This is a genomic window from Bacillus sp. NS1 (genome assembly GCF_058248265.1).
In genome coordinates this window covers 34,573-60,418 of the sequence record NZ_JBZAZF010000003.1, presented here as the reverse complement: position 1 = coordinate 60,418, position 25,846 = coordinate 34,573, and the positions used below count along the sequence as shown (strand labels likewise).

Here is a 25,846-nt window from a genome sequence, read left to right as displayed (position 1 = left end):
ACAGCGAACAAAAAAGAAAAGCATGTGACATTTTCGTCACATGCTTATGACACGTTCAAATTGATTCCGTTTTGGAAAGGTTAATGTAAAAACGGTCCCCGCACCGAACTCCGAATCAACATCAATATGGATCAATAACGGCGCCGCGGCTTTTTTCGCCAAGTACAGACCCATGCCAGTGGACGCTTGATCATGATGGTCCATTGTGGAGGTAAAGCCTTTATCAAAAATTCGCGGTACATCTTTTTGATCAATGCCCCTGCCAAAGTCTTTCACCTGGAGCTGCGCCCGTTCCCCTTTTTGAAAGCTTTTGATCTCAATTTCAGAGGCTTCGCTGTATTTCACTGCGTTTGTCAGCAGCTGCCTGACGATAAACGCGAGCCATTTTGCATCGCTCAGCACTTCTTCTGCCTCCAACTGAATATCAAAGCCGATCCCTTTTTGGATACACCACGATTGTAAATCTTTGATTTCCTTGGAGATCAAAGGCTGAAGCTGAATGAATTCTACAGACAGATCGTTTTCAATAAATGACATACGTTTTTGATGAAGCTGCTGATCTAGAAGCAGGTGAATACGCAGCCATTCGTATGATAGCTGGGGTTTCAAAGCTTGGTCTTCCATTCTATCAATGATTAAATGCATCGCTGTTAATGGGGTTTTGACTTCATGGATCCATGCCATCAGCTCATCTTTTTCATTTTCTAAAGCCAAGCGGTGCCGGGCAGCGGTTTGCTTCAAGTGTTCCGTTTGCCCTGTAATGCTTCTTTCAACCATCGATTCAAACGGCGTTTCCGGTTCATTTATCGCTGTCACGTCAAGATTGTTCTCCCATGTTTTCAGGCTTTTATAAAACGCCGTTTCTTTCCGATAGCGGACCAGGAGAAATATCATAAAAAACAGGACACACAAATACACCATATAAAGAACATTTTCAAATGAAATGGAGGGATCAACAAAAGCAATAAACAAGATCAAAACCTGCTGAAACAAAAACGCTGCAATCCAGCTTCGCCTTTCGATAAGGAATGCTTTAATCATAGAAATGATCCTCTTCCTTCGCCATATAGCCTTGGCCGACCTTTGTCTCGATATATGTGCCAAGCTGCAGATCATCCAGTTTTTTCCTTAGGCGATTGACATTGACGGTCAGCGTATTATCACTCACAAAACGTTCATCGTTCCACAAGCTTCTGATCAGCTCTTCCCGGCTGACGATCTTGTTTTTTTGTTCTATTAGCTGTTTCAGAATGAACATTTCATTTTTAGTCAGTTCAACAGATCCTTTGTCATTGCTGACGAGATTCTGCTCTGCGTCTACGGCAGCCCCGCACCATGTTTTGATCGTGCTTGGCTCCGTATTATAATGATGCATGCGCCGGAATATCGCTTGGATTTTCGCAATCAGCACATCAAAATGAAACGGCTTTTGAATAAAGTCATCAGCACCAAGCTGCATGGACATCACCATATCAGCAGGATGATCTCGGGAGGATAAAAAGAGAATCGGAACATTTGACCGGGAGCGGATCAGCCGGCACCAATGAAAACCGTCAAATTTAGGCAGCTGCACATCAATAATGACGCAATCAGGCTTAACCGCCGCAAATTCCTGCAGCACTTGACTGAAATCCTGAATGCCGTATACATCATAGGACCATCCCGTTAAACGATCTTTGATTTCATGAAACAGCGATTCATCATCTTCAATCAGCAAAAGTTTAAACAATCGACTCACCGCACTTTTTCCTTTTTTATCAAGTGTATAGCAAAACGCCTTCATACGCTATAGAGAAAGCCGGCTGTCTCAGCCGGCTCGTACGCATTATAGCTCTCTTCTCAACGCAGTCAGCACGTTGGTTTTGGTTGCTTTTCTTGCCGGGTTCATACCCGAAATCACCGCAACCCCTCCACAAATTACAACGGCAATGATCACAAGGCTGGCTGGGATGTAGGAGAAAGTGTAATTCAAATCGCCCGCATCGCCGCTACTTGTTGCCGCAAGAATCATCGGAACGGCTAGGTTGACAAGGTAGCTCACGCCGTAAGAAATGATAATCCCAATGACACAGCCTAAAATCCCGATATACGCGCTTTCCATCAGAAACATTCGGCGAATGATGGACGGACTTGCCCCAATCGCTTTCATAATGCCGATCTCCTGCGTTCTTTCTGTAACCGCCATCGTCATCGTGTTAAAAATGCCGATCGCTGAGATAATAACAGCGATACATCCGACAAAGATCAAGCCGATTTTGAAGACCATGAAGAAGGTGTTGACTCCTTCAAGCTCGGTAGTAACTGATGTGACATAGTATCCATCATCTGTCAAATCATTTGTCAGCTGCTCCACATTCTCAAATTTATCAGCAAAAACGCCAATGTTATTTTCCACATTTCCGCCTTTGAAATCTAAGAATTCCGAAAAATCCTTCTTGAATTGATCACTGATGAAAATGTTTGAGTCCTCCATCCAATCTTGAGATGGCTTTTTTGTAATACCGACAATTTTAAAGTCATATGTTTTTGTTTTTTCAACATCCCCTGTTTTAGGATCCGTTTTCGATACACTTAATTCAATCGTTTTGTTCAGAATATCTTTCGTATAGCCTTCTGGTTCTTTTATATCTTCCGGATTTCCCTTTGCTTCCTCGATTTTTTTGTTATACTCTTCCGATTCTTTTTTCGTCAATAATCTCTTTGCAAAGTCGTATCCTACTACGATTTCATTTTCCGACTTTGCGACTCTTCCTTTGTCCAACTCCATATTGGCCTTCAGTTCATCATTCATATTGGTAAAGATCAAATTAGAGCTTTCATTTGTACGGTTGCCTAAAGTTGCTTTGTTTGGTTCATACACTTGCGTTCTTTCTACAACTGACCTTACATGATCGTACTTCTCTAAATCAGCTTTTTTAATGGGCTTATCCCCTTCCTTGCCCATTACACTGACTTTCGTCACAACCTGCTGGCTCATCGTGATATCTGTAATCGTCTTTTGAATGCCGAATCCAACAGATGACAGTACAACCAAAAACGCACACGCCATTGTCGTCGCAAGAATCGTCATAAAGACACGCAATCTGTTTTTCTTCATATTTCTTCTGATGAAATGAACCTGATCCTTAAACCTCAACGGTAACTCCCCCTTTTAACACACCGTCATGAAGCTGAAATTTTGAATGTCCGATAGAAGCGACTTCATCATCGTGAGTAATGATCACAAATGTAATGCCCCGCTCGCGATTCAGCTGCTGAATCAATTCCAGCACTTCATGTTCCGTTTCTGAATCAAGGCTACCCGTCGGCTCATCCGCTAAGATAATCGAAGGATTTAAAATCAACGCTCGAGCAATACTGACACGCTGCTGCTGGCCGCCTGACAGTTCATTCGGATAATGAGCGGCGTGGTTTTCCAGACCGACGCGTTTCAGCATGTCCTGCACCTTTTGCTTCCGCTCAGAGGGCTTGATCCCTTTTAACGCCAGCGGCATTTCAACATTCTCATACGTCGTTAACCCCGGGATAAGCTGAAAGCTTTGAAAGATAAACCCGAAATGGTCAAGCCGAAATTGCGCCCATTCCTTTTCATTAAATCCAGTAACATCAGTTCCATTAATGACAATCCGCCCTTTTGTCGGAGATATGTAGCCGGAAATTAAATTCAGAAGCGTTGATTTTCCTGATCCGCTTCGCCCGACAATACAGGCAATTTCACCTTTCGCCACGCTTAAGGAAACACCCTTCAATACTGGAACTTCATTCTCACGGCCCTTTTTTCCGATCGTGAAAGAATGGTCGATATGCTGAACATCAATCATCTTTTCTCTCTCCCTTATAAATGTTTTGTTTTTTTATAAATTGCAAAATAGCTGATGAAGAAACCAATCACAGCGCCTGCAGCCATGCCAATGAGATAGCCTGCAAAGCTCTCGCTGGCAGAAAATCCAAAATAGCCAAATCCCATGATTCCTATGATAATAACGATGATCTGCACCGGACGGTCAAGCGGCTTCCATAAGAAAAAGTACCCGTTTCTTTCATTAGATAGTTTGACAAAACTAATATAGCCGATGATGTAGAAGATGATAGTCATGATAGCCGGAATCACTAAATAATATGGTGAATTCTCAGCCCATTTCGAGTCTACATAAATTATCGGAATGAAATACTGCACCCATTTTGGTACTGGACCATGGATAAAATCAATTGATCCGCCAAAAAGAATCTCGAGGTTGATCGCAGGCAGGCTGATGAGTAAAAATGGCGAAATGGCCACGGTAAATGAGACCAAAAGCTGTGCAAAAATATTGCCTGTCAGAGCTCCTCCTGCCATAACAAGCGAATAAGCCAGCATGCTGACAATGATCATTCCAAGGCTGTAATTGTGAAAATAAACGGCCTGATCTGGCTTCAAAAGTATGATCAGCAAAACAGACAAAATATAACCTATGAGCTGCGGCACCACAATCACCATTCCGCCGGTAAGGAACTTCGCATTAAATATCTGCCCTCGTGTATATGGAAGGCTTAATGTAAAATCAAAGAAGCTCTTGCTACGTTCAATCCCAAGCTGGCTGACCGCTAAAACGACTCCCCAAATCCAAAAAAATGAGATAAATGTGCCGTTTAAATAATCAACACTGAATATGCAGGGACCAACCCAATTTTCTTTTGAGGTGACACAGCCTTGATAGATGAGATACATATTTATAATTGATAAGGGATTACCCAATATAAAAACCAAAATGGTGATAACTAAGGCGACTTTATTCTGCCGCCACTCTTTGTAAAGCAGTCCGGAATCCGGCAACTCACTTCCCTCCAAACCTAAGGCATTTCTTACACTTTTGTTTTCTTATAAATAGAGAAGTAGCTCACAAAGAATCCAGCCACTGCCCCAATGATCATACCCAAAATATAACCAATAATGGAATGTCCGGTATAGTATCCAAATAAACCAAATCCAAGGATGCCGAAAGCCATAACCAGAATTTGCACCGGACGATCTAATTTGTTCCATAAGAAAAAGTGTCCGTTCCGTTCACTTGGAAGCTTTTTGAAGCTTATAAAGCCAATCAAGTAAAATAGCATGCTCATTACGGCTGGAATCAATAAAAGATATTTACTGTTAGTCAGCCATTCATTTACAACGTAACTAATCGGTACTAGGTTCGATAAATTGCTTGCCAGAGAGAAATAACTCTCAGGGGAAGGGAACATTTCCCATATATTCACACCAAAAACAACTTCAAGGTTTCCAACCGGCAATGCAATAATTAAATACGGCAATATAGCTGCAGAAAACGCCGTTAACAGTTGGGCAAAAGCATTTCCAGTTAACGCTCCGGCGGCCATCACCAGTGAAAAAGCCATAAAACTAATCACGATTACTCCAACGCTGCTGTGTTCAAAAAAGTAGACGTGTTCAGGGTTATAGCCAAGAATCAGCAGCCACGCAAGTAAAAAGCCAATCAATTGTGACAGCACAATCACAAAACCGCCTAACCAAAATTTCGTCTGGAAAATTTGGCTTCTGTTATACGGGAGGCTTAATATAAAATCCATCGTGCCTTTCGAACGTTCCATTCCGAGGAAGCAGACCGCCAAAATGACCCCCGGCATCCAGTTGATATCTATTAGATTGCTCCTATGATAATTCACAATAAATTCACAATATTGCGGGTCTTGATGAGCCAGACACCCTTGATAAGACAAATACGTATTAACGATAGAAAGCGGATTTGCCAGCACTAAAAACGCAATACTTAGCAAAATCACCACTTGATTCTGCTTCCACTCTCGATAGAGGAGACCTCGGTCTACCATCTCCGCTTCCCTCCAAACTTCGCAATGAACACTTCTTCCAAGTTGACAGGAAGCTCATTCCACACTTTTGGCTTCAGCTCTCTCAAAAAGCTCTTGTTCTCTTCGTCGCTTTTCGGAATCAGCACCGTATAGAACACGCCGGCCTGATCGAGCATCGGAATGTTTTGCTCTCTGATGGCCAAATTGACATCTGTATCAAACGCCATTTGAATTTTGATGTACTCTTCTTTTAGCTCATCAAGATCCATCACATTCGTCAGCCTGTTATCTTCGAGAAAACCGATTCGGTTGCACATCCGCTCTATGTCCTCAAGCCGGTGAGAGGTGATCAGAATGCTCGTATCACGCTCTGCCACTTCATCGACCATCAGCTGCAGCACATCATGCCTTGTCACCGCATCTATTCCATCCGTCGGCTCATCAAGGAGGATCAGCGCCGGCCTTGCTGCAAACGACAGAACGAGCGAAAGCTGTTTTTTCAAACCTGTCGACAGCTCGCGGTATTTTTTCGTTTCCGGAATTTCGTATCTGTTCATCAGCTCATTCGCGTAGGTGACATCAAACTTCGGATAAATCCTTCTCAGGATGTCAACAAGCTGCTTGTATGTATACTTGTCATAAAAAGGATTTTGAACAGGCATGTAGATGATATTCTGTTTGACCTTCGGATGCTTTTTGATTTCTACGCCGTCAAACAAAATCGTCCCGCTGTCTGCAAAAATGATTTGCTGGATTAAACGGAGCATCGTCGTTTTGCCCGATCCGTTCCGGCCGAGCAGCCCGAAAATTTCTCCTTTTTCAATTGTTAATGAAACATCTTTTAATACTTGATTGCCGTCAATCGTTTTTGACAGCTGCCGTAGTTCAATCATTTTCTGTGCCTCCCTTCACATCAGCGCTGATTTCCTTTATCCATTCTTGCAGTTTCTCCAGCTCAACCCCTGCATAGTGTGCATCGATGATGAGCTGTTTGAGTTGCTCTTTAATCATCGTCATCTTCCCTTCAACCAGTGTCGTTTTTGCATTCTCCGATATATAGGTTCCTCTGCCTCGAAGCGTTTCAATAATCCCCTCTCGCTCAAGCTCTTTATACGCTTTGCTGACAGTGTTCGGATTCGCAATAATGATCGTCGCCAATTCTCTGACAGAAGGAAGCTTATCGCCAGGCTTCATGATCCCTTTCAAACAAAGCTCTTTCATTTGCTGAATAATTTGTTCGTAAATGGGTGTTGAGCTTCTTGGATCGATTTGAATCATTTACTTCCCTACTTTCTATACGATCTGAACCTTTTATAAATAAAACTGATCAATGATACTTTTTTGACATTCAAAACCGATTATCACAAGAACAAGAAAAAAAGAACAAGCGATCACAGATGCCGCGATCAGCATCGGCAAGTTACGTTTGTTTCGTTTTTTATGTTTCATAACTGCCTCCCTTAATTTAATATATAAATGACTTTTCATCAGTGTCTATAGTGTATTACTTCAATTAGTACACTTAATACAATAAATATTTTCCCACACAAAGTCAATCCTTTTTTTACAAAAAAACGGACCCTTATTAAAAGGGTCCGTTTCTTACACATCAAGAGGGTGCTGAAGGATCATGTTATTTTGCAAAGCTTGAAGCTGAAGCCTCATTCTGTACAGCTGCTCCCTCTGCTGATCATTTGACGACAGCCACAGCTTATTTAAGGCATTTACCGCATTTTCAAGCTGCATTTGCGCATCACTGTATTCTTGGTCGTTATAATGCTCTTGTTTTGAAGCGATTGTCAGCTGTTCTTCAGCATAATCATACGCCTGCATACATTGCTGGAGATGTTCATCTACTGATTGTCTTGTTGCCACAGTAACCCCTCCTCTTGGTAATGGAAATAATCCATCATTCATATTGTAGCCCCATCTGACTTCGTTCAATAAAGTAATTTATGGTCGATATTCATTTGTTCTCTTGCAAAATGCGTGCTACAATTTTAGGATGCAATCGTACGCAAGGAGGCACATGAATTGTGATGCAGAACAATCCTTTTCCTTATTCAAATACGGAAAAACGCTATCATACATTGAATTATCATCTCAGAGAACATTTCGGCCATAAGGTGTTTAAAGTGGCGCTTGACGGCGGCTTTGACTGTCCAAATCGGGACGGCACCGTTGCACACGGCGGCTGTACTTTTTGCAGCGCTGCAGGTTCCGGCGATTTTGCCGGGAACCGGGCCGATGATTTAATTACGCAATTCCATGACATCAAAAACCGCATGCACGAAAAATGGAAGGACGGCAAATACATCGCCTATTTTCAGGCCTTCACCAATACACACGCGCCGGTTGAGGTGCTTCGTGAGAAGTTTGAATCTGTTCTCGCACTTGATGATGTGGTCGGCATTTCGATCGCCACACGCCCGGACTGTCTGCCTGATGATGTCGTGGACTACTTGGCAGAGCTGAATGACCGCACGTATTTGTGGGTGGAGCTTGGGCTTCAAACGGTTCATGAACGGACCGCTCTTCTGATCAACCGCGCACATGATTTTAACTGCTATGTGGAAGGCGTCAAAAAATTAAGAAAACACGGCATACGGGTCTGCTCACATATTATCAACGGACTGCCTTTGGAAGACCGGGACATGATGATGGAAACCGCAAAGGCTGTCGCAGATTTGGACGTCCAGGGCATTAAAATCCATCTTTTGCACCTATTGAAAGGCACGCCGATGGTCAAGCAATATGAAAAAGGAAAGCTGGAATTCCTTTCTCAAGATGAATATGTGCAGCTCGTTTGCGATCAGCTTGAGATCATTCCGCCGGAAATGATCGTCCACCGCATTACAGGTGACGGACCTATAGAATTGATGATCGGGCCGATGTGGAGCGTCAACAAATGGGAAGTGCTTGGCGCCATTAATAAAGAACTTGAAAATCGCGGCAGTTATCAAGGGAAGCTCTTTCAGCGGTTCGAGGAGGAATCAGCGCTATGATTTTGAAGAAAATTCTTCCTTACAGCAAAGAACTGCTGAAAATGGCCGCGGGAGAAGGAGATATCGTCATAGATGCAACGATGGGCAACGGGCACGATACGCAGTACTTAGCGGAGCTTGTCGGTGAAAACGGCCATGTGTACGCATTCGACATCCAAGAATCAGCCGTGGCCAATACGAAGGAACGGCTCGGTGAGACATATCAAGCGCGAACAACGTTATTTCACGAAAGCCATGACAAAATCGCTGAATCCCTTCCGCCGGAAACACACGGCAAAGTGGCGGCCGCTGTGTTTAACCTCGGCTATCTGCCGGGCGGGGACAAATCGATTACGACGAACGGCATTTCAACGATCAAAGCAATTGAACAGCTTCTCAGCATCATGAAAGATGAAGGCCTGATTGTTTTGGTCGTCTATCATGGCCACCCGGAAGGCAAAGCTGAAAAAAACGACGTGCTCGACTTTTGCCGGAGCTTGGACCAGCAAACAGCCCGCGTGTTAACATACGGATTTATCAACCAGCAAAATGACCCGCCATTTATTGTCGCCATCGAAAAAAAAGCTCAAATCAGCAAATGATTTGAGCTTTTTTCTTTGAGTTTTTCATCCAGGCCATTTTTTGAAATTTCCGGTAGGCTCTGCCGTTGATATAAAAGAAAAAGGAGGTTTTTCCGCTTGCTTTGATCAGCTTCTTCGCAAGCCGGCCCATCTCCTTTTGGCCCGCCACTTTATCATCTGACAAATAAACGCCAAGCAAGCCGCGATTGATTAAACGATGGAAGTTTTCATGCGGAATGCCTTGTAAATGTTCGTCTGCTTTTTGGATAAAATGTTCAAGCCGCTTCATCATTTCTTCATGCGACTCGTAATACGAGCAGAAATTCAAGTCCCCTTCCAGCAAGTCCTCCTCTTGATCAATTAAATAATCGAGCAGAATGTGAAGACCTTGTATGTAAGGAAAATAACTATTGCGGATTTTTTTAGCGGTATTTTCTGTGAAATCAGGCTGGAACGAATACGCAACAAGACAGAATATGCCTAACGTCGAGCCTGCACAGGCTGAAAATTCATACCATTCCATCTCAGGCAGCTCTGACTCATATTGAGTAAACCACTTCTCAAGCCGCGGAACACGCTCATGCTCAATGACGTGCTTATGCACCTGCAAATCGCAATAATAGCCGCACAGTTCAAGCAGATAAGGTTTAATCATGTCGTAGTGGTCAATTGAACCAAGAACACGCTGGCACGTTTTGACCAACTCATGCAAATACCCGCTGTCATCCTGTTCTTCTCTGAATTGATAATAATTTTGCGGTTCCGCCCCGACTGTCAGTGCGTCCTGCATTGAGGCGTGGAGCATCCGAAAATCTTGCGGGTCAAGTGAGGTGCTGCGGTCGCACAGATTGTCCAGATAATCACTGATCGTTTGATACGCGATGATAAACTCGACGCATTTCTGCTTTTGATTGCCTGACAACAAGGCCAGTATGCCGCCGCCTTCACAGTGGAATGTTTTGTCTCGTATACTTGCGGTTGCCTGTGCTTTTAATTCACTGTTATGAATTGATTCTGATTTTTGCTTCCATATGTCCAGCTCTTGATGAACGAGCGGAAAAATATCTCGATATACTTTTGCCATTAATCCAAAAGGATGTTCCGGTACTGTCAACACATGCACCCCCAATTAGTTCAAATATATTGATCAGTAAACGCTCTTGCTACTTTAAAGACATCTTCTCTTTCGGGTTCATTAAATATTTCATGATAAAGCCCTTCCCACTCTCTGTACGCTTTATTGTGGGAAGCTACACCATTAAACCACTTAGTGACCATCGTTTTGTCAACAAGCTTATCGTCACCGGCCTGCATCACAAAGAGCGGCACTCTCAAAAACGCATCTGTCGGCACCATCGCTGACTCAATTGTTTTTAACAGTTCTCTGTACCATCTGACAGATACTTTCCTGACATATAACGAGTCATTTTGGTCGGCCTCGATGACGTCTTCATTGCGCGTCGCCATATCAATTGATAATCCCGAATCAACCTTAAGCGACGGAGCGATGACATTCAGGCCTCGTGATGCAAGATCAAGCGCTTTATTCACTTTAATTTGCAGTCCCAGACACGGTGATGATAAAATAATTCCCGTAATACGGGGATTTCTTTGCTGTTTAAACCATTCAATCGCAACCAGGCCGCCCATGCTGTGACCGAGAAGAAAAACCGGCAGCTCAAAGGTTCGTGCTTTATCTATCCAAGTATCTACTTCATCAATGTATTCTTGAAATGAGCGAATATGACCTCTGGCCCTTGTGGTTGTCCCCTGACCCGGCAAGTCGCCCATGACAACGTGATAACCCGAAGATCTCCACATTTCAATCAGCCATTTATATCGTCCGTGATATTCACTTGCCCCGTGGATCATCACAATCACGGCAACAGGTCTGTCTGCTTTCCAGGTCCACATGCTCTTCACCTCATACGAAATTTAAATAGAGAAAGAAGGATGAATACTATGATCTACCCTTATAAGGAACACATGCCAGATATCCACCCAACAGCCTTTGTAGCTGATAATGCAACTATTACCGGTGATGTCGTTATCGGAGAACAGTCTAGCATTTGGTTTTCTGTTGTCATAAGGGGAGATGTCGCGCCGACTAGAATCGGAAACAGAGTCAATATTCAAGATCTAAGCTGCCTCCATCAAAGCCCGAACCGGACGCTTCTCATTGAAGATGACGCCACGATAGGCCATCAGGTTACACTTCATAGTGCTGTTATCCGCAAGAACGCCTTAATCGGCATGGGCTCAATCATCTTAGACGGAGCCGAGATTGGCGAAGGTGCCTTTATTGGCGCCGGCAGTCTTGTCCCGCCGGGAAAAATCATTCCGCCTGGCCATCTCGCTTTTGGCCGTCCTGCAAAAGTCATCCGCCCTTTGACCGAAGAAGACCGACAAGATATGCAAAGAATACGGTCGGAATATGTAGCAAAGGGCCAATATTATAAATCACTTCAAAAAACATAAGACCTGCTTCGTCTTACTTTACCATTTTTCAAATTATGTTTGAAAGCAATAACCTTTGTTTACCCGGACGTAATGACAGTTCGGGTTTTGGTTTCTCCATAAAACGTTCACATGGCATCAAACGTATGACTTTTATCTTATCATAAAACTTGATCCGCAACTGTAAGCTGCCTCTGCAAAAAACATATTCCTATTCTTTCCTTTTCTCTAGTTTCTATGACAACACACAAAAAGAGCTCGCTGGGAGCTCTTTTTGTTAGCTGATATTTCGTTCGCTGGCAGCAGCCGCATTTTTCTTATGAAAACCTTTTCCATAATACACGGCAAGCAAGATAAGAAACCAAATCGGTCCGATAATCACGGCTACTCTTGTATCGGGACTGTAAGCCATAAGAATAACGACAAATGCTAAAAATGCCAATGATACATAAGACGTAAACGGAAAGAAAGGCATTTTGTATTTTAAGTGTTTCTTTTCTTCCGGCCGCAAGCTTTTCCGGTATCTAATTTGAGAAAGCAAAATGATCGCCCACGTCCAAATCGCTCCGAATGTCGCAATACTTGTGACCCAAGTAAACACCTTTGCAGGTACAACATAGTTTAACAGCACTCCGACTAATAAAGCACCCGCTGAAGCCAGAACAGCTTTCCCCGGAATACCGCCTTTCGTCAGCTGCCCGTATGCTTGCGGCGCCTCACCCTGCTCCGCTAAATTAAACAGCATCCGCCCTGTGCTGAAAATGCCGCTGTTGCATGAAGACAGCGCGGCCGTTAAAACGACAAAGTTAATAATGCCTGCTGCCGATGGAATGCCCACCTTTTCAAATGTGAGGACAAATGGACTTCCTTGTGAGCCAATTTCCTGCCATGGGTAAATAGACATAATGACAAATAAAGCGCCTACATAAAAAATCAAAATACGCCAAAATACCGTATCAATTGCTTTGGCTAACGATTTTTGCGGGTTTTTCACCTCGCCAGCTGTCACCCCGATCATTTCAATCCCTAAATAGGCGAACATCACCATTTGAAGTGACAATAAGACCCCTTTTATTCCATGTGGAAAAAATCCTCCGTTGTTCCACAAGTTGCTGATTCCGGTTGCAATGCCTCCATTGCCGACCCCTGCGATGATCATCAATAAACCGACAGCAATCATAGATAAGATCGCGACAATTTTAATCAAAGCGAACCAAAATTCCAGCTCTCCGTAGGCTTTGACAGCCAAGAAATTAACACCCGTCATAATGACCAGCGCCGATAATGCCCAAATCCAGTTTGGCACGTCCGGAAACCAGTACCCCATATAAATCCCGACAGCAGTGATTTCAGCCATACAGGTTACAACCCATAAAAACCAGTAGTTCCATCCTGTTAAATAGCCTGCAAGCGGTCCCAAATAATCACGGGCATAGCGGCTGAAAGAGCCAGCGACCGGTTTTTGAATGGCCATTTCTCCAAGCGCTCTCATAATAAAAAACATGACCATGCCACTTATGGCATACGCTCCCAAAATACCCGGACCTGCTAATTGAATAGCTGATGCGGAGCCAAGGAACAATCCCACCCCTATGGCAGCTCCTAAAGACATTAAAGAAATATGCCTTTCTTCGAGTCCGCGGTGCAGCTCTTGTTTTTGTTTTTGCATGCTTTCTTCTCCCCTAGAAAAAAATATCAATAAATCATTTTTCTGAATTTTCCGTGTGGATTGGGTAAATCAATGTGATGGAGAAATAAAAGGATAATAACAAGGCTTTCGACGAATCGAAAGCCTTGTTGTCTGTTACACAAAGATGACTTCTTTAGGCTGATGGCTCAACTCTTCAGGCATATACCGTTTTTCGATATTGATGCTGTGCCAGATCATAAAGATCAGTACAGTCCAGATTTTACGGCTATTATCAGCCTTGTCCGCACAATGATCTTCAAGAAGCTGAAGGACATAATCCTTGTGGATATAAGCATCCGTTTGGCTTTCCTGGATAATGTTCCGCACCCATTCGTTCATTTCGTTTTTCAGCCAATGACGGATCGGTACAGGGAAACCAAGTTTTTTGCGGTTTAATACGTGCTCAGGCACAATTCCTTCAGCCGCTTTACGAAGAAGATACTTCGTCGTGCCGTTCTTCGTTTTCAGCTCATCAGGAATTTTTGAAGCGACGTCAAATACGACTTTATCCAAGAACGGCACACGCAGTTCCAAAGAATTGGCCATCGTCATTTTATCTGCTTTTAATAAAATATCCCCGCGCATCCAAGTGTGGATATCGACATATTGCATTTTGTTAATATCGCTGTATGAACTGCTTTCTGTAAAGTAAGTCTTTGTCACATCACGATATGAAAGGTTCGGATTATAATGCTTCAGCAGCTGCTTTTTAACAGATTCTTCAAAGATTTTCGCGTTACCGATATAACGATCTTGGAGCGGAGTACAGCCGCGCTCAAGCAGGCTCTTTCCTCTCATACCTTCAGGCATAACAGCCGCAACGTGCAGAAGCATCTTTTTCAGGCCTGACGGAATGCGTTCAAACGGTTTAAGCGAAAGCGGCTCACGGTAAATGTTATATCCGCCGAAGAGCTCATCCGCACCTTCACCTGATAAAGCAACCGTTACATGTTTTTTCGCTTCTTTTGCAACAAAGTACAACGGAATCGCTGCCGGATCAGCAAGCGGGTCATCAAAATGCCATACAATCTTCGGAAGCTCGTTCATGTATTCTTCAGGCGAAATGACTTTGCTGATATTTTCAATGCCAAGTGCCGCTGCAGTTTCTTTCGCTACATCGACTTCACTGAAGCCCTGCTGTTCAAATCCGACAGAGAATGTTTTTAAGCTTGGATGAAATTCCTTCGCAACGGATACAATAAAAGAAGAATCAATTCCGCCAGATAGGAATGAACCGACAGGAACGTCACTTCTCATATGAACGTTTACAGAGTCATAGATCGCGTCTCTGACTTCTTTTACAAGCTTATCTTCTTCAGTCTGAACTGGCTTAAAGTTCGCTTTAAAATACGTTTTGAATGTGATATCGCCATCCGGGCGGATTGTGAACTGTGAACCCGGCTCTACTTTTTTCACATTATCATCGAGCGTGCTTGGTTCAGGAACGAATTGGAAAGACATGTACTGCTGCAATGCTTCTTTATCTATTTCAATATCATTCTGAGCAACCATTAAACTTTTTCTCTCTGAGGCAAAATAAACCTGATCATTGATCGTTGTGTAGTACAACGGTTTAATACCGAATGGATCTCTTGCTCCATAAAGCACATGATCGTTTTTATTCCAAATCAGAAAGGCAAACATACCGCGCAGTTTGGACGCAGCTTCTTCTTTATAGTGACGGTAAGTCGCAAGAAGAACCTCTGTGTCCGAATCCGTGTTGAATGTATACCCCTTTGCTTCAAGTTCTTCTCTCAATTCAATATAGTTATAGATTTCTCCGTTAAAGATAATCCAATATGTTTCATCTTCATATGATAAAGGCTGTCCGCCATTTTCTACATCAATAATGCTGAGCCGTCTGAAACCGAATCCAACGTGCTCATCATGGAAATATCCATCACTGTCAGGACCGCGGTGAACGATCATTTGGTTCATTTGTTTGATTAGTTCTTCTTGATCAGCGGTTTGAGCTAACGGATGCTTGTTAAAAACCCCGACAAATCCACACATAGTATTGCCTCCATAATTAAAATTGTCATCATTGAACCCCTATTTATAGACGCTGTGAATAGTATTTGGTTTCACGGTTATGTAAAAAAATAAACATGAATACAACGTAAAAAAGGGAAAGCCGCTTAACCAGTAAGCGGCTATAAAATTATTCTCCTAACGCTTCTTCACGCAGCTTCTCTGCTTTGTCTGTACGCTCCCACGGAAGATCAACATCGTGGCGTCCAAAGTGGCCGTACGCAGCAGTTTGTTTATAAATCGGACGGCGTAAATCAAGCATTTTGATAATGCCGGCAGGTCGTAAATCAAAGTTATTGCGAACAACTTCAATCAATTTTTCCTCAGAAGCTTTTCCGGAACCGAATGTGTTGATTGAGATTGACACAGGCTGTGCAACACCGATCGCGTAAGCAAGCTGTACTTCGCAAGAATCAGCAAGCTCAGCCGCAACGATGTTTTTCGCAACGTATCTCGCTGCATAAGCCGCAGAACGGTCTACCTTCGTTGCATCCTTACCTGAGAACGCGCCTCCGCCGTGGCGTGCATAGCCGCCGTACGTATCAACAATGATTTTGCGTCCTGTAAGTCCCGCATCCCCTTGAGGGCCTCCGATAACGAAACGTCCTGTAGGGTTGATGAAATATTTTGTTTCTTCATCAATCAGCTCTTCAGGAACAACCGGATTGATAACATGTTCTTTAATGTTGCGCTGGATTTGCTCAAGCGTAATTTCAGGGTGATGCTGAGTTGAAATAACAATCGCGTCAATGCGGACAGGTTTGTTATTTTCATCGTACTCAACTGTTACCTGTGTTTTGCCGTCAGGACGAAGGTACGGAAGAATATCTTCTTTACGGACTTCACTCAGGCGGCGGGCCAATTTATGAGCAAGTGAAATTGGAAGAGGCATAAGCTCTTTTGTTTCGTTGCACGCGTAACCGAACATTAAACCTTGGTCACCCGCACCGATCGCTTCAATTTCTTCATCGCTCATTGTGCCTTCACGGGCTTCAAGCGCCTGGTCTACACCCATTGCGATATCAGCAGACTGCTCGTCAATTGATGTTAAAACTGCACAAGTTTCCGCATCAAATCCGTATTTCGCACGTGTGTATCCGATTTCTTTAATGGTTTGACGAACCGTTTTCGGAATGTCAACATACGTAGATGTTGTGATCTCTCCGCTGACAAGAACCAAACCAGTTGTCACAGACGTTTCACAAGCAACACGCGCGTTAGGGTCTTTCTTTAAAATTTCATCTAAAATGCTGTCAGAAATCTGGTCACAGATTTTATCCGGATGCCCCTCCGTAACAGATTCTGATGTAAATAAACGACGATTTTTACTCATGATTTGCTTCCTCCTGCACAAGGCCTCCCGAAAGACCTTGTATATATGATACGGAACTCGCTCCCTCTTATACAATGTAACGTTATATTAGAGAATGTTAATTGGCATATTTATGAAATAAAAAAACCTTTTCCATCGAGGAAAGGGTTTGGTCTTTGTGCCTTTCACTCTTATCGCTCAAGGAATCATACAACCTTGCAACAGGTTAGCACCTTGGTTGTCTCACACAGTTGAACATAATAATAACAGAGAAACCGGTTGCTGGGCTTCATAGGGCCTGTCCCTCCGCCAGCTCGGGATAAGAGTATCCGCTCAATGAAATATCTTATCGTAAAAGGGTTTGCAATGTCAATATGATTCAGAAGAAATAGGCACCTATATTGAGAGAAAACATTGGAAAACGCACACACAAAAAACGTTAAATAGTATAGACTATTTGAAAATATATGTTATACTAATTCACAATTAGCAAAACACAAAAAACGATAAAGGAAGGTTTCATATGAACTCAGTTGATTTAACCGCTGATCTACAAGCCTTATTAACAAGCCCAAATGTGCGTCATAATTTATCAGCAGCACAGCTTACAGAAAAAGTACTATCCCGGAACGAAGGCATTTTAACTTCCACAGGCGCTGTTCGGGCGACAACAGGCGCTTATACAGGACGCTCGCCTAAAGACAAATTTATCGTGAAGGAAGAAAGCACGAAAAATAAGATCGATTGGGGTACGGTGAATCAGCCAATTTCAGAAGAAGCATTTGAGCGGCTGTACACGAAAGTTGTCAGCTATCTGAAACAGCGAGATGAGCTGTTTGTATTCGAAGGATTTGCCGGAGCAGATGAAAAATACAGGCTGCCCATCACCGTCGTAAATGAGTTCGCATGGCACAATTTATTCGCCAGACAGCTGTTTATCCGACCGGAGGGCAATGATAAGAAAACAGTTGAACAACCGTTTACCATTCTTTCTGCTCCGCATTTCAAAGCGGATCCAAAAACAGACGGCACACATTCTGAAACCTTTATTATTGTCTCTTTTGAAAAGCGGACGATTTTAATCGGCGGAACAGAGTATGCTGGAGAAATGAAGAAATCGATTTTCTCCATTATGAATTTCCTGCTCCCTGAAAGAGATATTCTATCCATGCACTGCTCTGCCAATGTCGGTGAAAAAGGCGATGTCGCCCTTTTCTTCGGATTGTCCGGAACAGGCAAGACCACCCTTTCAGCCGATGCTGACCGCAAACTGATCGGTGATGATGAACACGGCTGGTCTGACACAGGCGTCTTTAATATTGAAGGCGGATGCTACGCCAAGTGCATTCATTTAAGCGAAGAAAAGGAGCCTCAGATCTTTAACGCGATCCGCTTCGGGTCTGTTCTTGAAAATGTTGTTGTTGATGATGATACACGCGAAGCCAATTATGATGATTCCTTCTATACCGAAAACACGCGGGCGGCTTACCCGATTCATATGATTGACAACATCGTGACACCAAGCATGGCAGGCCACCCTTCAGCAATTGTATTTTTGACGGCTGATGCATTCGGAGTCCTGCCGCCGATCAGCAAACTGACGAAGGAACAGGCGATGTACCATTTCTTAAGCGGTTATACGAGCAAACTTGCTGGAACCGAACGCGGTGTGACGTCTCCTGAGACGACGTTTTCCACATGCTTCGGCTCACCATTCCTGCCGCTTCCTGCTCACGTCTATGCTGAAATGCTCGGCAAAAAGATCGATGAACACGGCGCAGACGTTTACTTGGTCAATACCGGCTGGACCGGCGGCGGCTACGGCACAGGCGAACGCATGAAGCTTTCTTACACAAGGGCGATGGTCAAAGCAGCGATTGAAGGCAAATTAGAGGATGCAGAAATGATGACTGACGATATTTTCGGCCTGCACATTCCGGTTCAAGTTCCTGGCGTTCCTGATCATATCCTTCAGCCGGAAAACACATGGAACAACAAGGAAGAATACAGAGAAAAGGCTGTCTACCTCGCGAATGAATTCAAAGAGAACTTTAAAAAGTTCGCACATACAGATGCGATTGCACAGGCAGGCGGCCCTCTCGTTTAAAAAGCAAAAGCCAAGAGCAATTACGCTCTTGGCTTGTTTTAATTCACAGAATGCAGAGAAGTCAGCTTGTATGTAATGATGGTCCGGCCGTCTTCCCATTGAAGCTTCTGCACTTCAGCTGTTCCCGACTTTTCGCCGAACTTTGTTTTGCGCACATCCATCGGAATCTCCATCGGATACACACGGTATCCGTCTTTCTCTAACGTGAATATATTTTCATCTATGCGAACTTCTTTTCCTTTTGTCACAATCAATGTATTAAATTCAACAGGCATTCCCAAAGTGAAATCCCCTTTCGTTCTCTTTTTTCTTTATCATACCATATTTCACCGTCAGCGGTTCTTCATCCATTGCGTGAGCTGCCGAACGATACGCCGGTTTTCTTTTGGCGGGAAATAATGTGTGAATTTGCTGTAGTACCACGTCTCCACCGGCTTATGCAGCTGTTTTAGCTTCTCTTCAAATAAATAGGAATGCTGAATCGAAACGTTTTGGTCTTTTTCTCCATGAATTAATAGCACGGGTGCCTGAATTTTGTTTACTTGGTCAAACGGTGTTCTCCATTTGTATTCCTCAGGCACCTTTTTCGGTGTTCCGCCGATGACTCTTTTCATCATTCGCCGTAAATCCTGCCGCTCCTCATATGTAAGGATCATATCACTGACGCCTCCCCAGGAAACGAATGAAGCCGCATGCCGGCCCATTTCAATCGCAGTGAGCATTCCCATAATTCCACCGCGGGAAAAACCGAAGATATGGATTCTGTCCTTCTTAACATTTGGATGCTGCTGAAGTAGATGAAAAGCGGAAAAAGCATCTTCCCTGTCTTCTCCGGCAAAATCCTCGTTGCCCTCTCCCCCTTGATTTCCTCTGTAAAAGGGAGCAAACACAATAAACCCTTGGGATGCAAACTGGATAATCCGGCCTGGCCGAACCATGCCCACGCTCTTAATCCCGCCGCGCAAATATAAAAATCCGTCATATTGTCCCGGTGCCGCCGGCTCAGCCAGAAGCCCCTTTACCCGTAAGCCATTTGAAAGATAGCAGATCGTAAACAGACGCACATGCTGGCTCGGCGACGGAAATCTTCTTTTCTCAACAATCAAGGCAGCCGCCTCCTTTTTTCTATATGCTTTCCTTACTCCAAAATTACATCCTGAGAACCTGATTAGGCATTCACACATTTTTATACCCATCATACGATATGTAAAGCAAAAAAGGATATTAACTTGATGCTAAATAAGGAGGTTGTCTATGTGAATAAATGGTTAAGGCTGGGCTGCGCCTGTGTTGGCAGTATATTTCTGATGGTCGCCCTGGCGGCTTGCAGCCAGGAAGAAACGCTCACCAAAGTCAAAGTAGCCGAAGTGACCCATTCGATTTTTTACGCGCCTTTATATGTTGCTGAGTCAAAAGGATTTTTCAAGGAAGAAGGGCTTGATGTCAATGTAAATACGACCTGGGGCGGCGACAAAACGATGACATCGCTTCTTTCAAACGGCTCAGACATCGCACTTGTCGGGTCAGAAACATCTATTTATGTCGAAGCCCAAGGGGCTAAAGACCCTGTCATTAATTTCGCCCAGCTGACTCAGACAGACGGAACGTTTCTTGTCGCAAGAGAAGATGTCGAACAGTTCGATTGGGATCAGCTGGAAGGAAAAACGTTTCTCGGCCAGAGAAAAGGCGGCATGCCGCAAATGGTCGGCGAGTATGTACTGAACAACCATAAGATTGACCCGCATAAGGATATTAACCTCATCCAGAACATAGACTTCGCCAATATCGCCAATGCATTTGCTTCTGGAACCGGCGAATATGTGCAGCTTTTTGAACCGCAAGCTTCTCTCTTTGAGAAAAAAGGCATCGGCCATATCGTGGCTTCGTTCGGAGAAGAATCAGGCCAGGTTCCTTATACAACTTTTATGGCAAAACAAAGCTATTTGAAAAAAAATGAAGACACAGCCGTCAAGTTTACAAGAGCTATTTATAAGGCGCAGCAGTGGGTGAAAAATCACTCGGCGAAAGAAATCACAGATGCCATCAAAGATGAATTTGATGATACCGATCCAGAAGTCATCGAAACATCCATCGAACGTTATAAAAAGCAGCAATCGTATTCGCCAGATCCCCTGCTAAACGAAAAAGAATGGGAGCTGCTCCAAACCATTATGGATCAATCGGGAGAACTGCCGAAGCACATTCCATACAATCAGCTTGTAAATAAACAAATTGCCGAAAAAGTCACCTTGGAAAAATAGGAGGCGCCATCTATGTCTTTCTTACATGTCGACCATGTAACCCATACTTATTTTTCTATTAAAGAAAAAACGACGGCCGTACGGGACATTCATTTCAATGCCGAAAAAGGTGATTTCATCTCATTTCTCGGCCCAAGCGGCTGCGGAAAAACAACACTGCTTTCCATTATTGCCGGCCTGATTGAACCATCGGAAGGCAGAGTTCTGATTGAAGGAAGTGAGCCGAATCAAAAAGAACATAACATCGGCTACATGCTTCAGCAGGATTACTTATTTCCCTGGAAATCTATCGAGGAAAATGTGCTTCTCGGTTTAAAAATCGCCGACACGTTGACAGAAGAAAGCAAGGCTGCTGCACTCGGTCTATTGCCGGAGTTCGGTCTCATTGATGTAGAGAAAAAATATCCGAAAGAGCTGTCGGGCGGAATGCGCCAGCGTGCCGCGCTTGCAAGAACTCTTGCGCCAAATCCAAGTCTACTTTTGCTGGATGAGCCATTTTCCGCGCTTGATTTTCAGACAAAGCTGTCACTGGAAAACCTGGTATTTCGTACATTAAAGGAGTATCAAAAAACTGCAGTGCTTGTCACACATGATATTGGGGAAGCGATAGCGATGAGCGATACGATCTTTTTATTTTCAAACCAGCCGGGCACCATCCATCAGATTTTTACCATTCCTAAAGAATTGGCCGCGATGATGCCTTTTGACGCCCGCCAGGAGCCATCCTTCCAGACGCTGTTTCAAACGATATGGAAGGAGCTGAATTCTCTTGAGAAACAGCAAAGAAACGATTGATCTTCTCCACGAGCAATATCAATTCAAACAGAAAAAGGAAAAATGGAATGTCCATACCTTTCAGCTTGCCATATTTATTCTCTTTTTCTCAGGTTGGGAAATCTCCAGCAGGTTCGGCTGGATTGATCCGCTGATCTTCAGCTCTCCGTCAGCTGTATGGCATTTATTGCTGGAGAAGCTCGGTGACGGGTCTTTACTGTCACATATCGGCGTCACCTTATTTGAAACGGTGCTTGGCTTTTTGCTTGGGACGTTTATGGGCACGTGCCTCGCTGCTTTGTTATGGTGGTCCAACCGGCTTGCCAGGATTTTAGATCCGTATCTTGTGATTTTGAATGCAATGCCGAAAGTGGCGCTGGGCCCGATCCTGATTGTCGCGCTCGGTCCCAGTTTTATCAGCATTATTGCGATGGGAGCCATCATCAGCGTTATTATCACAACCATCGTCGTGTACACCGCTTTCCAAGAGGTTGACGAAAACTATATAAAAGTCATGAAAACATTCGGCGCAAAAAAATGGGTGATATTTAAAGAAGTGATTCTTCCCGCATCCTCCCCCGCTATTATTTCAACACTGAAAGTAAACGTCGGTTTATCATGGGTTGGCGTCATTGTAGGAGAATTCCTTGTTTCAAAGGTCGGATTAGGATATATGATTATTTACGGTTTCCAAGTCTTCAATTTTACACTCGTCTTCTTAAGCCTGCTGATCATCGCCATATTCGCCACTTTAATGTATCAGGGCGTAGAGCTGCTGGAAAAGAAATGGACGAAGGGCAGGACATAAAAAACCCGGCACATGAGCCGGGTTTTTTATTCGATCCATCCAGCTTCTTTCAGTTTTTTCAAACTGATCGGAAGAACGGAATCCTTCATAATAAAGCTGAACTTTTTATTGCGGGAAAGGTTCTCCGGAAGCTCATGAAACAAAACCGGGCCTTTCGTTTCAAAGTAATCAGCTTGCTTTTCAAGCTTTTCTATATCTGCAAAATATATATTTTTTACAATCACTTTTTCTTTACCGAGAACTTTATACTGTCCGAGGTACTTGAGGCTTTTCACTCTTGCACCCGTCTCTTCCTTTACTTCCCGGAGCGCCGCCTCTTCTGCGCACTCCATCGGCTCTACTTTCCCGCCTGGAAACTCATAGCCCCTGTCCTCATGTTCTGTTAAAAGCCATTTGCCGCCAAAACGGCAAATCACCCAGACGTGCTTCGGACTGTCCGAGAAAGGCTGATCGTCAAAGGAAAGCTGAACAGTATTGTGATAATAATCTTTAAACTCGTACATGTTTATCCCTCAAATCCGTTCCTAGCTATCTTCCATACATCATACCACAGTTATGTTTCATCGGAAGCCTTTTATCAAAAAATAAGGGAAACCCAGCACGCCATCAAGGTCTAAAGCATGCAGACCAGCTCGTACAGTTTTTGCCGTGCCTTTTGCCAGAATGTGCGACTGACGCTCTGGGCTTTATTATGACCCGTGAACAGGTAAAAGTTACGGTTTGCGCTTGAATTTATTTTTTAACGTTTCCAAAAGATCGACAAGCATCTGAGGAACCGGTATGCCGAGAGAGCTGGCTGTCACTACAATTTGCACAGATTCATAAAGAATATAAAACATAATAGCCAAGTCACGAATTGACCCCTGTGTATTCAGCAGCTGATCAAAAAAGTGGCATACAGAGATCAGAGACAACGTGACTAATTTTTTGACAAGCCGGGCAAATACCTTTTTAAACGCCAGTTTGTGAATAATCGTTTCCTTCAAGGTCGTACTGGTAAATTCAATTGCCATAAGAGAGAGCAAAATCAGAAATGAATACTGAAAACCTCCGAAGAAAAACCCCGCTGCTGAAACGCTGACTGCTAAAAACGAAAAGATGCCAAAGTCTCTATCCATTTTTCCCAACATCCTTTCACAGAAACGGCCTTACGATATTCTATGGAAAACAAGCCGAACGGATTGGATTTTTCAGAAAAATGGACTGGTTGTCGCCTATTTTTTCGGATGCAAAATCAAAAGCCGGACGTCTTTTATAAGACATCCGGCCTTTCTTTTTTGGATCTAACCCAGGTAAGCTTTCAGCATCCAGTTGTGTTTTTCAATATTCTGATGGATCGCAAGAAGCATGTCCCCTGTTGTTTCGTCACCGACTTCATCAGCTAAATCCATGCCATTTTTCAGCTCTTCCGCGATAACTGTGAAATCATCATATACGCTTTGAACCATTTGTTCAGCTGTTTCATTTCCTGCCGCTTCTTTTACAGAAGCCGTCTCCAAGGATTCCTTCATTGTCGCAATCGGTTTTCCGTCCAGCGCCAAAAGACGTTCTGCTAAGTCGTCAATATAAGTTGCCGTTTCGTTATACAGCTCCTCAAACTTTTCATGAAGAGTGAAGAAATCTTTCCCTTTCACATACCAGTGATAATTATGTAGTTTCACATACATGACTGTCCAGTTAGCTACTTGTTTGTTCACTGCTTGAATCAATTGTTCTGACATGATTATCTTCCTCCTTGTTATATGACTATGTATACCCTTTATATCGTACGTTAAAACCTCTTTTTTACCCTTATCTGTCACGACATCTTTTACTATGCTACAATTGTTAAAAAACGGGAGGTGGAATGTCATGACGCTTCTCATTACGGTAAGTATTTTGATTGTGCTGGCTGTTTTGTTTGTCACCATTTGGACGACTGTGAAAGCCTATAATGTAAAGCACACCATTGATCCTCCGCAAGAAACTCGTTCTGAGTCAAAAAATCAATGATTGTGTGAATGCTCATCTTCAGACTGATTGCTGGCAGCATCGGCGTCACCGACTTGGACTTTCAAGGTCGGCATGCTATGCTGTTTTTTTGCTGTGACATGGGATTGGACAGTGTATACACCATCTTCCTTAAACGTTGTTTCCAATCGGTATACGCCTTTTTCTTGCTTTGCTTTAAACATGTGGCTGGCGTCTTTTTCTCCTTCTTTCCACACTTCAAACTCTACTTCATCAGCATCCGTCACCGCTTCGTCACCATATGATACCGCTGCTTCATATGCTACGTTTTCACCGGGATTTACTTTTTCAGGGCCGGTCAGCTTGACATCCAATACCTCAGGTGTCTCAGCTGCAGAATTTGCTTTGCTTTCACCTGATCCGCATCCATTAAGCAAAAGAGCAGAAAAAAGCAGAACAACTAACATCTTTTTCATGCCATCACCCTTTCATCGTTTACCTAAATAGTAGCAAACGCTTACAGCAAATGGTACATAAAAGATGATACGTCACAAAAAAGACCTTTTTGCATAAGCGCAAAAAGGTCCCTTTCTGTTTAGCCAAATACTTTCAGCAATTCTTCTTTATCCTGTGACAGCCAGAAGCGCATTAAACGTTTAGCGCCTTCCAGATCATGAAGCTTCGCTTGGCCGCACTGCTTTTCATTCGCAGCCGGAATTTCGGTAATCTCTACAGCTTCCTTCATTGTGTCTTCTAGCAGATCAACGATTTCCGCTGGTGTCGGCTCTCCGCTCACCACAAGATAATAGCCTGTTTGGCAGCCCATTGGAGAAATATCAATGATATCAAAATGATCATATTTCTCAGCGTGAGAACGAATCGTAAACGCGAGCAAATGCTCAAGTGTGTGAATGGTGTCAGGCTTCATCGCCTGTTTATTTGGCTGGCAAAAACGAATATCAAATTTATTTACAACGCCGTCTGTTCCTACTTTATGCACGCCGCAATGTCTTACATATGGAGCAACAACCGCATTATGATCTAGCTCAAAACTTTCTACTGAAGGCATAATGGCACTCTCCT

30 protein-coding genes and 1 riboswitch are annotated in these 25,846 nt (G+C 43.5%); of the genes, 8 read left to right on the top strand and 22 right to left on the bottom strand.

The genetic code is table 11. The features are described from left to right. Positions 1-36: 36 nt before the first annotated feature. From bceS to AC4CV5_RS10730, 10 genes are all read right to left on the bottom strand, one after another. On the bottom strand, positions 37-1,041 hold the full coding sequence (bceS, locus tag AC4CV5_RS10775; protein ID WP_166849426.1) for a two-component sensor histidine kinase BceS: 1,005 nt from the start codon (positions 1,039-1,041) through the stop codon (positions 37-39). Beyond that, entirely contained in the window at positions 1,034-1,729 is a 696-nt protein-coding gene (gene bceR, locus AC4CV5_RS10770; RefSeq protein WP_166849423.1) for a two-component response regulator BceR, read from the bottom strand. The genes bceS and bceR overlap by 8 nt, the downstream gene beginning before the upstream one ends. Positions 1,730-1,825: 96 nt before the next feature. Then, positions 1,826-3,136 (bottom strand): ABC transporter permease YtrF, encoded by a 1,311-nt coding sequence (gene ytrF / locus AC4CV5_RS10765; protein WP_490922740.1) that lies wholly within the window; start codon positions 3,134-3,136, stop codon positions 1,826-1,828. After that, the gene (gene ytrE, locus AC4CV5_RS10760; RefSeq protein WP_222143376.1) at positions 3,126-3,821 is read right to left on the bottom strand and encodes an ABC transporter ATP-binding protein YtrE; all 696 of its coding nucleotides are present in this window, start codon (positions 3,819-3,821) and stop codon (positions 3,126-3,128) included. Before ytrE ends, ytrF begins: the two co-directional genes overlap by 11 nt. Positions 3,822-3,835: 14 nt before the next feature. After that, complete coding sequence (gene ytrD / locus AC4CV5_RS10755) at positions 3,836-4,813, bottom strand: ABC transporter permease YtrD (protein ID WP_326221193.1); 978 nt, start codon at positions 4,811-4,813, stop codon at positions 3,836-3,838. A 29-nt stretch (positions 4,814-4,842) separates the two neighbouring features. Further along, a complete protein-coding gene (gene ytrC, locus AC4CV5_RS10750; RefSeq protein ID WP_490922739.1) occupies positions 4,843-5,829 on the bottom strand; it encodes an ABC transporter permease YtrC in 987 nt (328 codons plus the stop codon). Further along, positions 5,823-6,701, bottom strand: a complete 879-nt coding sequence (gene ytrB, locus AC4CV5_RS10745; RefSeq protein WP_003223329.1) for an ABC transporter ATP-binding protein YtrB — start codon at positions 6,699-6,701, stop codon at positions 5,823-5,825. Before ytrB ends, ytrC begins: the two co-directional genes overlap by 7 nt. Then, complete coding sequence (ytrA, locus tag AC4CV5_RS10740) at positions 6,694-7,086, bottom strand: GntR family transcriptional regulator YtrA (RefSeq protein ID WP_060399329.1); 393 nt, start codon at positions 7,084-7,086, stop codon at positions 6,694-6,696. Before ytrA ends, ytrB begins: the two co-directional genes overlap by 8 nt. A gap of 33 nt (positions 7,087-7,119) precedes the next feature. Continuing rightward, positions 7,120-7,257 (bottom strand): hypothetical protein, encoded by a 138-nt coding sequence (locus AC4CV5_RS10735; RefSeq protein ID WP_166849389.1) that lies wholly within the window; start codon positions 7,255-7,257, stop codon positions 7,120-7,122. A 153-nt stretch (positions 7,258-7,410) separates the two neighbouring features. Beyond that, entirely contained in the window at positions 7,411-7,683 is a 273-nt protein-coding gene (locus AC4CV5_RS10730) for a YtzC family protein (protein WP_072566728.1), read from the bottom strand. A 161-nt stretch (positions 7,684-7,844) separates the two neighbouring features. On the opposite strand from AC4CV5_RS10730, the gene mnmL reads away from it, so the two are divergent. After that, a complete protein-coding gene (mnmL, locus tag AC4CV5_RS10725) occupies positions 7,845-8,813 on the top strand; it encodes a tRNA modification radical SAM protein MnmL/YtqA (protein ID WP_490922737.1) in 969 nt (322 codons plus the stop codon). Beyond that, positions 8,810-9,394: a tRNA 5-(aminomethyl)-2-thiouridylate-methyltransferase MnmM gene (gene mnmM / locus AC4CV5_RS10720; protein ID WP_490922736.1), complete on the top strand. Its 585-nt coding sequence runs from the start codon at positions 8,810-8,812 to the stop codon at positions 9,392-9,394. The genes mnmL and mnmM overlap by 4 nt, the downstream gene beginning before the upstream one ends. Here mnmM and tbcS read toward each other — a convergent pair. Together tbcS and ytpA are read right to left on the bottom strand one after the other, a co-directional pair. Then, entirely contained in the window at positions 9,384-10,487 is a 1,104-nt protein-coding gene (gene tbcS, locus AC4CV5_RS10715; protein ID WP_222143381.1) for a tetraprenyl-beta-curcumene synthase, read from the bottom strand. The two genes, mnmM and tbcS, sit on opposite strands and share 11 nt — an antisense overlap. 20 nt (positions 10,488-10,507) lie before the next feature. Continuing rightward, positions 10,508-11,287, bottom strand: coding sequence for a phospholipase YtpA (gene ytpA / locus AC4CV5_RS10710; RefSeq protein WP_490922735.1), 780 nt, complete (start codon positions 11,285-11,287; stop codon positions 10,508-10,510). Positions 11,288-11,335: 48 nt separating this feature from the next. Between ytpA and AC4CV5_RS10705 the strand changes: the two genes are divergently transcribed. Next, positions 11,336-11,851 (top strand): gamma carbonic anhydrase, encoded by a 516-nt coding sequence (locus AC4CV5_RS10705; protein ID WP_166849373.1) that lies wholly within the window; start codon positions 11,336-11,338, stop codon positions 11,849-11,851. A 256-nt stretch (positions 11,852-12,107) separates the two neighbouring features. On the opposite strand, the gene alaP is transcribed toward AC4CV5_RS10705, so the two are convergent. The 3 genes from alaP to metK all read right to left on the bottom strand — a co-directional run bounded on the left by alaP (position 12,108) and on the right by metK (position 16,884). After that, complete coding sequence (gene alaP / locus AC4CV5_RS10700; protein ID WP_166849370.1) at positions 12,108-13,499, bottom strand: alanine permease AlaP; 1,392 nt, start codon at positions 13,497-13,499, stop codon at positions 12,108-12,110. Between the two features lie 135 nt (positions 13,500-13,634). After that, positions 13,635-15,533, bottom strand: coding sequence for an asparagine synthase (glutamine-hydrolyzing) (asnB, locus tag AC4CV5_RS10695; RefSeq protein ID WP_166849367.1), 1,899 nt, complete (start codon positions 15,531-15,533; stop codon positions 13,635-13,637). Between the two features lie 148 nt (positions 15,534-15,681). Next, complete coding sequence (gene metK / locus AC4CV5_RS10690) at positions 15,682-16,884, bottom strand: methionine adenosyltransferase (protein ID WP_166849363.1); 1,203 nt, start codon at positions 16,882-16,884, stop codon at positions 15,682-15,684. A 167-nt stretch (positions 16,885-17,051) separates the two neighbouring features. Then, a riboswitch (SAM riboswitch) is annotated at positions 17,052-17,189 on the bottom strand. Between the two features lie 197 nt (positions 17,190-17,386). Between metK and pckA the strand changes: the two genes are divergently transcribed. Then, positions 17,387-18,970 (top strand): phosphoenolpyruvate carboxykinase (ATP), encoded by a 1,584-nt coding sequence (pckA, locus tag AC4CV5_RS10685; RefSeq protein WP_166849360.1) that lies wholly within the window; start codon positions 17,387-17,389, stop codon positions 18,968-18,970. 38 nt (positions 18,971-19,008) lie between these two features. On the opposite strand, the gene AC4CV5_RS10680 is transcribed toward pckA, so the two are convergent. After that, positions 19,009-19,251 carry a DUF2584 domain-containing protein gene (locus AC4CV5_RS10680; protein ID WP_003223304.1) on the bottom strand — a complete coding sequence of 81 codons (243 nt, stop codon included), beginning with the start codon at positions 19,249-19,251 and terminating at the stop codon, positions 19,009-19,011. A 51-nt stretch (positions 19,252-19,302) separates the two neighbouring features. Further along, a complete protein-coding gene (locus tag AC4CV5_RS10675) occupies positions 19,303-20,076 on the bottom strand; it encodes an alpha/beta hydrolase family protein (protein ID WP_326221182.1) in 774 nt (257 codons plus the stop codon). Between the two features lie 150 nt (positions 20,077-20,226). Here AC4CV5_RS10675 and AC4CV5_RS10670 point away from each other — a divergent pair, with 150 nt between their 5' ends. The 3 genes from AC4CV5_RS10670 to AC4CV5_RS10660 are packed head-to-tail and all read left to right on the top strand — an operon-like array spanning position 20,227 to position 22,813. Continuing rightward, entirely contained in the window at positions 20,227-21,231 is a 1,005-nt protein-coding gene (locus tag AC4CV5_RS10670; RefSeq protein WP_490922734.1) for an ABC transporter substrate-binding protein, read from the top strand. 12 nt (positions 21,232-21,243) lie between these two features. Further along, the gene (locus AC4CV5_RS10665) at positions 21,244-22,026 is read left to right on the top strand and encodes an ABC transporter ATP-binding protein (protein ID WP_490922733.1); all 783 of its coding nucleotides are present in this window, start codon (positions 21,244-21,246) and stop codon (positions 22,024-22,026) included. Continuing rightward, complete coding sequence (locus AC4CV5_RS10660; protein WP_490922732.1) at positions 22,001-22,813, top strand: ABC transporter permease; 813 nt, start codon at positions 22,001-22,003, stop codon at positions 22,811-22,813. Before AC4CV5_RS10665 ends, AC4CV5_RS10660 begins: the two co-directional genes overlap by 26 nt. A 26-nt stretch (positions 22,814-22,839) precedes the next feature. On the opposite strand, the gene ytkD is transcribed toward AC4CV5_RS10660, so the two are convergent. From ytkD to AC4CV5_RS10645, 3 genes are all read right to left on the bottom strand, one after another. Continuing rightward, a complete protein-coding gene (gene ytkD / locus AC4CV5_RS10655) occupies positions 22,840-23,316 on the bottom strand; it encodes an RNA deprotection pyrophosphohydrolase (protein WP_166849345.1) in 477 nt (158 codons plus the stop codon). A 210-nt stretch (positions 23,317-23,526) separates the two neighbouring features. Next, positions 23,527-23,931, bottom strand: coding sequence for a phage holin family protein (locus tag AC4CV5_RS10650; protein WP_166849342.1), 405 nt, complete (start codon positions 23,929-23,931; stop codon positions 23,527-23,529). A gap of 165 nt (positions 23,932-24,096) precedes the next feature. Beyond that, positions 24,097-24,534, bottom strand: a complete 438-nt coding sequence (locus tag AC4CV5_RS10645) for a Dps family protein (RefSeq protein WP_069840179.1) — start codon at positions 24,532-24,534, stop codon at positions 24,097-24,099. A 130-nt stretch (positions 24,535-24,664) separates the two neighbouring features. Between AC4CV5_RS10645 and ytzI the strand changes: the two genes are divergently transcribed. Beyond that, positions 24,665-24,805 carry a YtzI protein gene (gene ytzI / locus AC4CV5_RS10640; protein ID WP_102702955.1) on the top strand — a complete coding sequence of 47 codons (141 nt, stop codon included), beginning with the start codon at positions 24,665-24,667 and terminating at the stop codon, positions 24,803-24,805. On the opposite strand, the gene AC4CV5_RS10635 is transcribed toward ytzI, so the two are convergent. Both AC4CV5_RS10635 and AC4CV5_RS10630 read right to left on the bottom strand, forming a co-directional pair. Beyond that, positions 24,799-25,239 (bottom strand): FixH family protein, encoded by a 441-nt coding sequence (locus AC4CV5_RS10635; protein WP_166849339.1) that lies wholly within the window; start codon positions 25,237-25,239, stop codon positions 24,799-24,801. The two genes, ytzI and AC4CV5_RS10635, sit on opposite strands and share 7 nt — an antisense overlap. Before the next feature lie 119 nt (positions 25,240-25,358). Beyond that, entirely contained in the window at positions 25,359-25,832 is a 474-nt protein-coding gene (locus AC4CV5_RS10630; RefSeq protein WP_014114882.1) for an S-ribosylhomocysteine lyase, read from the bottom strand. Positions 25,833-25,846: the final 14 nt, after the last annotated feature.